At 58.2% G+C, this 686-nt stretch carries 1 pseudogene; it reads left to right on the top strand.

Features of this window, described 5'->3' with window-relative positions:
* Nucleotides 1–129 precede the first annotated feature (129 nt).
* Nucleotides 130–333: pseudogene (locus ACZYOF_RS44160) on the top strand (DNA helicase); the annotation flags it as partial.
* Between the last annotated feature and the right edge of the window lie 353 nt (nt 334–686).

Below are 686 nucleotides of genomic sequence, written 5' to 3'. Positions count from 1 at the left end.
AGCCTTCGTGGTAACGCTTGTCATGGCGTGGTCTCCAGCCCGGCGCGTCAACGCCGGGTGATTCGAGGTTGATCACCCCGGAGACTACGCCACTTTCAATTCCAACCGCTTTTCGGACGGCACCCAGAGCAGGTTCGCGTGCTGAAATCGTTCGCGCGAGACCGGGGGCTCATCATCGTCTTCGTCTCGCAGATCGATCGATCATACGATCCGGCGAGGAAGACGTGTCCTGACATTGGCGATGTCCGGCTGCCCAATCCGCTGGACTTGCGGCTGTTCAACAAGACCTGCTTCTTGAACAAAGGTGAGGTCCAGTTCCGGGCCGTGAGCTAGCGCGGGCCAATTCGGTCTTGCTCCTGTCGTGTGCCAAATCGATCGCGCGCGACAGGGCCGCAACGTCCCGTTCCATCCGTTTCTGATACCGCCAATGATGCATTTGGCGGCTGTTTGCGCCGTCGCGACGCGCGACAGAAACCAATCGTTAGGACTCTGTTGGGACCGATTTTCGCGGCTTCGATTCGTTCTTTGAGAACGAAGTAAAGTCAGATGCAGAACAAGGCGGGGGATGTCCCGGGTTCTGTTGAATTACTGAAGAGGTCGGCGTTGCCCACCTTGAGCCGGTAGGCTCGGGGTGCTGATTCCACAAAGGAGAGCAACGCCATGACGAGAGATATCACACCGGCTGG

The organism is Bradyrhizobium sp. LeoA1Lang (assembly GCF_055413685.1).
The sequence above is the reverse complement of the archived record's forward strand: the minus strand, read 5'-3'. Positions and strand labels throughout refer to the sequence as shown.